The sequence below is a fragment of the Streptomyces sp. PU-14G genome, from assembly GCF_041028275.1.
GTDB lineage: Bacteria > Actinomycetota > Actinomycetes > Streptomycetales > Streptomycetaceae > Streptomyces.
The window spans coordinates 1-6243 of the sequence record NZ_JASKYT010000399.1; the positions used below are offsets into that span (position 1 = coordinate 1).

The window sequence follows — 6243 nt, forward strand, 5'->3', positions numbered from 1 at the left end:
AACCAGGCCGGCAAGCAGGGCGCCCACCAGGGGGAACGAGTGGTTCGGGGGCCGTCCTACGGGGGACACGAGGGCCGCGACCGACGACGCAGAGGGGGAGTCGTCGGCCGCGGCCCTCGGCTCATGACCGACTTCTGCCGTTTCTCAGGCCCGCGCCGCGTCAAAGTACAGAGCAGAACACGTTTTCGCTTCCGGAGGTGCCTTCATGTCCCGCTCCACCAAGCTCATCGTCACCTGTGCTGCCGCCCTGGGCGCTCTGGGGACTGCGTCCGCTCCCGCTGTGGCTGCTGGCATGGCACCCTCCGATCGGGTACAGACCATCTCCGTTCTGGAGCGCAATTCCACCCTCCTGCCCGACCTCGACAACAACCAGGGGACCGTCGCGCCCACGGCGCCCCAGGCCGGCTGAACGGTCGACGTGGCCCGGAGGGCCGAGGGGCTCGCAGGCGGTGACGTGCGACGTCACCGCCTGCCCCGCAACCGCGTCTTGACCACCTTGCCGCTCGCGTTGCGCGGCAGTGCCGCGACGAATTCGACGTCCCTGGGCACCTTGTAGTTGGCCATCTCCCGACGGGACCAGGCGATGAGGTCGTCGGCGGTGACGGTGGCGCCCGGGTGGCGGACGGCGAAGGCCTTGCCGACCTCGCCGAGGCGGGGGTCGGGCACGCCGATGACGGCGGCCTCGCTGATGTCGGGATGCCGGCTGAGGAGTTGTTCGATCTCGGCGGGGTAGGCGTTGAAGCCGCCGACGATGAACATGTCCTTGATGCGGTCGGTGATGCGCAGGTTGCCTTCGGCGTCCAGGACGCCGATGTCGCCGGTGCGCAGCCAGCCGTCGGGGGTGAAGGCCGCGGCGGTCTCGTCCGGCTCTTCGAAGTAGCCGGACATGACGTGGTAGCCCCGCACCAGGACCTCGCCGGGTTCGCCGGGCGGCAGGGCGGCGCCCGCAGGGGAGGCGACTTTCACCTCCGTGCCGGGTATGGCCCGCCCTGAGGTGGCGGCGACGGTTTCGGCGGGGTCACCGCGGCGGCACATGGTGACGGTGCCGGAGGCCTCGGTGAGGCCGTAGGCGGTCAGGACGGTACCGACCTTCAACTCGGCACGCAGCCGCTCGACCAGTTCGAGGGGGACGACGGCGGCGCCGGTGACGACCAGGCGGAGCGCGCTCAGATCGTGCTGGCGGCGTGCGGGATGGTCGAGCAGCGCCTGGTGGAGGGTGGGTGGCCCCGGCAGCACGCTGACGCGCTCGGTGGCGATGTGGGCGAGCGCCGTCTCGACGTTGAAGACGGGCTGCGGAATCATCGTCGCGCCGCGCAGCAGGCAGGCGATGATGCCCGCCTTGTAGCCGAAAGTGTGGAAGAACGGGTTGACGATGAGGTAGCGGTCGCCTTCCGCGAGCCCCGCCAGTTCGCTCCATGCGCTGTAGACGCGGAGCGTCTGTTCGTGGGTGATCACGGCGCCTTTGGGGTGCCCTGTCGTGCCCGAGGTGAAGGTGAGGTCGGAGGGCGCGGAGGGGCTGATCCGGGCGGCGCGTGCACGGACTGCTTCGCGGGGGACCGACGCGCCGTCGGCCAAGAAGTCCTTCCAGGTGCGGAAGGAGGCAGGCGCGTCCTGCGCCAGGACGACCGCCTCTCGCAGGTGCGGCAGTCCCGGCAGCGGCCCTCCGCCCAGCCCCTCAGCGGTGGCGCGGCGCAGTGAGGCGACGTACGAAGTGCCCAGGAACGTGCCGGTGACGAACAGCAGCCTGGCGCGGGTCTTGCCGAGGACGTAGGCGGCTTCGGCGCCTTTGAAGCGGGTGTTGAGGGGGACGAGGACGCCGCCGGCGGTGACCGCGCCGAGTGCGGCGACGATCCAGTCGAGGGTGTTGGGTGCCCAGACGGCCACCCGGTCGCCGGGTTCCAGGCCGGAGGCCAGACATGCGGCGGCGGCCCGTTCGACGCGCTCGCCCAGGTCGGCGTACGAGATCCGGGTGCGCCCCTCGACGACGGCTTCGCGCTCCCCGTAGCGGGTGGCGGCGGCCCGGACGAGAGCCGGGATGGTCCCGGCCACGGTTTCCGCGCCTGTTGCGACGGCGGCCGTCGGGGCCGCTTCGGGTGGGATGTTCGTACCACTCACTGTGCGCCTCCTTGCCCGAGCCGCTTCCGCAGCACCCCTGCACTGCCGCACTGCCGCACTGCCGCACTGCCGCACTGCCGTACTGCCGCAGCAGTGCACCACTGCTCCCCGACGGCTGCGCGGCTTTCGTCGCGCACCGACACCTGACACCCCGTCAGATTAGCTGTAGCCTCCCGCACTGTCAGCAGCGGTGCACCAGTCAGGTCGCCCGAGGAGGACGCCATGAAGGACGCCACGGCGATCGTCGGCATAGGGCAGACGCCGTTCGCCAAACGGCTCGACGAGTCCGAGAAGAGCCTGGCCTGCCGCGCCATCCTGGGCGCGCTGGAGGACGCGGGAATCGCCCCCTGCGAGGTGGACGGTTTCGCCTCGTACACGATGGAGGAGACCGACGAGGTCGAGGTCGCCAAGGCGATCGGCGCCGGGGACGTCACGTTCTTCTCAAAGGTCGGGTACGGCGGTGGCGGCTCCTGCGCGACCGTCGCGCACCTGGTGGCCGCGATCGCCACCGGACAGGCGACCGTGGGCGTCGCCTGGCGCTCCCGCAAACGGGGTTCGGGCACCCGTCCGTGGGGAAACACCGCGGCGCAACTCCCCACGCCCGCGCAGTGGACGCGCCCCTTCGGACTGCTGCGCCCCGCCGACGAGATCGGCATGCTCGCCCGACGGTACATGCACGAGTACGGGGCCACCCGCGACCACCTCTTCAACGTCGCCCTGGCCTGCCGCAACCGTGCCAACCAGAACCCCGCCGCGATGATGTACGAGCGCCCGCTGACCCGCGAGATGTACATGACGGCCCGCTGGATCAGTGAGCCGCTGTGCCTGTTCGACAACTGTCTGGAGACCGACGGGGCGCTCGCCTGTGTCCTGGTCTCCGCCGACCGCGCCCGCGACTGCCGCCGCGAGCCCGTCTACGTCCATGCCGCGGCGCAGGGGATGCCCGCACAGCACCACGGCATGGTCGACTACTGGAACGACGATCCCCTGCGCGGCCCCGCGTGGACGGCGGCCCAGCAGTTGTGGAAACAGGCGGATATCACGCCGGCCGACGTGGACGTCGCGCAGATCTACGACGCGTTCACCGTGCTCGTACCACTCTCCCTGGAGGGCTACGGCTTCTGCGGGCGAGGGGAGGGAGCGGCGTTCACCGAGGGCGGCGCGCTGGAGATCGGTGGCCGCCTGCCGCTGAACACCGCGGGGGGCGGATTGAGCGAGGCGTACGTGCACGGTTTCAACCTGATCACCGAGGGGGTGAAGCAGCTGCGCGGCACCTCCACCGCGCAGGTGCCCGACGCCTCGACCTGTCTGGTGACGGCGGGCGCGTGCGTGCCCACCTCCGCGCTGCTGCTGAGGAGTTGAGAGAGATGACCGCGACCGCGACCGCCTCCGTGACACCGGTTCCCGGGGACGGGCTGCTGCCGCCCGTCCCCGACGACGACGGCGCGCCTTTTTGGGCGTACGCCGCGAAGGGGGAACTGCGCGTCCAGACCTGTTGCGGCTGCGGAGTGCGCCGCTTCCCGCCGCGGCCGTGCTGTCCACGCTGCCAGTCGTTCGAGAGCGAGTGGCAGAAGGTGAGCGGACGTGGGCGCGTCTGGTCGTACGTGGTCGCGCACCCGCCGCTGCTGCCCGCGTACGCCGAGATCGCGCCGTACGACGTGGCGGTGGTGGAGCTCGTCGAGGACCCCACGATCCGGCTGGTCGGCAATCTGGTCGCCGCGCCGGACGCCCGGCTCGGCTCCGTGGACGCCGCCAGGCTGCGCATCGGTGCGCCGGTACGGGCCGTCTTCTGCGCGCTGGGCGAGGGCGCCGAGCGGGTGACGGTGCCGCGCTGGGTACTGGAGCGGCCGTGAGCAGCGAGGAGGGAGCGGCCGTGAGCGGCGAGGTGGCAGCGGCCGTGAGTGGCAAGGAGGGAACGGCCGTGAGCGGCGGGGAGGGAGCGGGCGTGCGCAGCGGGGAGGGAGGCGCGTGAGCATCAGGCTGGAGTGCCGGGACGGTGTGGCGACGGTGACGCTGGACCGGCCGGAGAAGCACAACGCGCTGGACCTCGCCGACGCACGGGTCCTCTCCCGGACGTGGCGGGAGTTGCGTACCGATCGGTCGGTCCGTGCGGCCGTGGTGACCGGTGCGGGTGGGCGGGCCTTCTGCACGGGTATCGACAGGTCGGCGGTCGCCGACACGGAGGCCGTGCCGCAGCCGGCGTCACCGTTCGCGATCGAGGACCCGTTGCTCCCGATCGGCCCGAAGAGCAACGACCTGTGGATACCGGTGCTCGCCGCCGTGGAAGGCATGGCCTGTGGTGGCGCGTTCTACCTGCTGGGCGAGGCGGAGTTCCTCGTGGCGACGGAGGACTCCGCCTTCTTCGACCCGCACACCACCTACGGCATGGTCAGCGCGTACGAGGCCATGGGGATGGCGCAGCGGATGCCGTTCGGTGAGGTGGCACGGATGGCGCTGATGGGAACGGCCGAACGGATCTCGGGGCGGCGCGCGTACGAGACCGGGCTGGTCTCCGAACTCGCGCCGACGGGCGGGGCGCTGGACGCCGCGCTGGACTGCGCGCGGACCCTGGCCTCCTACCCGCCCGAGGCGGTACAGGGAACGGTACGCGCGGTGTGGGCGGCGAGAGAAGCGGCCCGCAGCCAAGCGATGGCGCAGGCCCCGGCGCTGATCGCTCTCGGCAATCTGTCGCCGGAGCGGCAGGCCGAGCTGTTCGCGGGGCGCCGACAGAGCGGACGGGGCGGGGGCGCCTCCTTCCGCACCCGGTAGGGCACAGACCCCCGCCCCCGACGGAGCGTGGCTCCGCCCCCTCCGTGCGGTGGGGACGCCCCTCCGTGCGGCAGGTGACGCGCGCCTCGGCGGTCTCACCTGACCGAGGAGACCTCGCACTCCACCACGTCGTGGACCTTCGACGGGGTCTCCATCGGCACCTTCACCGACCTGGACCCGCCGCCCTTGACGGTGGTGCGGGCGGAGCCTGAGTCGATGACCTGACCGGCCGCGTCGAGGAAGTCGACCTCGACGGCGAAGGTGCCCGACCTGTCGCCCGAGTTGCGCACCCGCACGGTCGCGCCGGGCTTCGTTCCCGGTTCGGCCTCGGCGCACTCGGTCACGTGTCCGGATCCGTTCGCACTGCTGCCGCCCGAACCGTTGCCGGAGGTCGAGCTGGAGCTGCTGGAGTTGCCGGAACCGGTGTAGCCGCTGGTGTAGCCACTGGTGGAACCGCTGGTGTAGTCGCTGTCCGAGCTGCCGCTGTGACTGTGGCTGCTGGACTTCTCGCTACTGCAACCGCCTCCCCCGTGACCGCTGCTGCGGCTCTTGCCACCGCCACCGCTGTGACCACCTGACGAGCGGGCCTGGCTGAACCCCGTCAGCGCCAGCAGAACGACCGAGACGGCGGCGATCAGCTTCAGGTGCCGCAACCGCTTCATCAGAACCCCCGAAAATACGTGGACACCACACGTCTTGTCGCGTCCAGTTCAACGTCTGCCACCGGCTCAAGACGCCCACAGTGGCGAGGGGGTTCCCGGCGGCGTAGCGTCGAGAGCGGATCACGCACCCGTACGGCGTCGGGAGCGGCGCCGGGAAGCGAGGCGAGACCATGATCCGCAACGCGATCGGGTCGCTGCTCGCCCTCATCGGGGCGGCTGCTGCCGTCTACAGCCCCTTCCGACCGTGGTACGACGGCCGCCTCGGACGCGACTTCCGCCTCGACACCCTCTTCCAGTCCGCCGGCATCACCGGCTCGGGCGCCGCCCTGTTCACCGGCCTCTTCGTGCTGATGCTGCTCGCGGCCGTGGTCGCCGTGCTGGGTGTGCTGGCGCGCTCCCGCATCCTGGTGCTCGTCGCGGGCGTGCTGGCCCTGGGCTTCACCGTCCTGTGGATGGTGCGGCAGGGACAGGCCGCGGGCAGTCTCTCCGCCGGCAACACCGGGGGGCTCGCCTCGGGCGCCTGGCTCGCCCTGGGAGGCGGTCTCCTGCTGCTACTCGCCGGCGCCATGATGGCGGGGCGCCGGGCCGTGCGCCACCGCGCCGCCGCCCCCTCCCGCACGGAGAGAGACCCGGACGAGGACACGCTGGAGCAGCCGTACGCGGGGCCTCCCCCGCCCCAGCAGCCGTACGCCGGTGC

General features: G+C 71.6%; 7 protein-coding genes and 1 pseudogene. 6 read left to right on the forward strand and 2 right to left on the reverse strand.

The window, feature by feature from the left end; all coding sequences use genetic code 11:
• The first annotated feature begins 205 nt into the window (after positions 1–205).
• Positions 206–409, forward strand: a complete 204-nt coding sequence (locus tag AB8Z75_RS29865; protein WP_369207418.1) for a hypothetical protein — start codon at positions 206–208, stop codon at positions 407–409.
• A gap of 53 nt (positions 410–462) precedes the next feature.
• Here the strand turns inward: AB8Z75_RS29865 and AB8Z75_RS29870 are convergent, their stop codons facing one another.
• The gene (locus AB8Z75_RS29870; RefSeq protein ID WP_369207430.1) at positions 463–2049 is read right to left on the reverse strand and encodes a FadD3 family acyl-CoA ligase; all 1587 of its coding nucleotides are present in this window, start codon (positions 2047–2049) and stop codon (positions 463–465) included.
• Between the two features lie 288 nt (positions 2050–2337).
• Between AB8Z75_RS29870 and AB8Z75_RS29875 the strand changes: the two genes are divergently transcribed.
• The 4 genes from AB8Z75_RS29875 to AB8Z75_RS29890 are packed head-to-tail and all read left to right on the forward strand — an operon-like array spanning position 2338 to position 4884.
• Positions 2338–3477 carry a lipid-transfer protein gene (locus AB8Z75_RS29875; protein WP_369207420.1) on the forward strand — a complete coding sequence of 380 codons (1140 nt, stop codon included), beginning with the start codon at positions 2338–2340 and terminating at the stop codon, positions 3475–3477.
• Between the two features lie 5 nt (positions 3478–3482).
• Positions 3483–3968 carry a Zn-ribbon domain-containing OB-fold protein gene (locus AB8Z75_RS29880; protein WP_369207422.1) on the forward strand — a complete coding sequence of 162 codons (486 nt, stop codon included), beginning with the start codon at positions 3483–3485 and terminating at the stop codon, positions 3966–3968.
• Complete coding sequence (locus AB8Z75_RS29885) at positions 3965–4087, forward strand: hypothetical protein (protein ID WP_369207424.1); 123 nt, start codon at positions 3965–3967, stop codon at positions 4085–4087. The genes AB8Z75_RS29880 and AB8Z75_RS29885 overlap by 4 nt, the downstream gene beginning before the upstream one ends.
• Positions 4084–4884 (forward strand): enoyl-CoA hydratase/isomerase family protein, encoded by an 801-nt coding sequence (locus tag AB8Z75_RS29890; protein ID WP_369207426.1) that lies wholly within the window; start codon positions 4084–4086, stop codon positions 4882–4884. The genes AB8Z75_RS29885 and AB8Z75_RS29890 overlap by 4 nt, the downstream gene beginning before the upstream one ends.
• 95 nt (positions 4885–4979) lie before the next feature.
• On the opposite strand, the gene AB8Z75_RS29895 is transcribed toward AB8Z75_RS29890, so the two are convergent.
• Positions 4980–5546 (reverse strand): FxLYD domain-containing protein, encoded by a 567-nt coding sequence (locus AB8Z75_RS29895; RefSeq protein WP_369207428.1) that lies wholly within the window; start codon positions 5544–5546, stop codon positions 4980–4982.
• A 170-nt stretch (positions 5547–5716) separates the two neighbouring features.
• Here AB8Z75_RS29895 and AB8Z75_RS29900 point away from each other — a divergent pair.
• A pseudogene (locus AB8Z75_RS29900) lies at positions 5717–6243 on the forward strand (hypothetical protein); the annotation flags it as partial.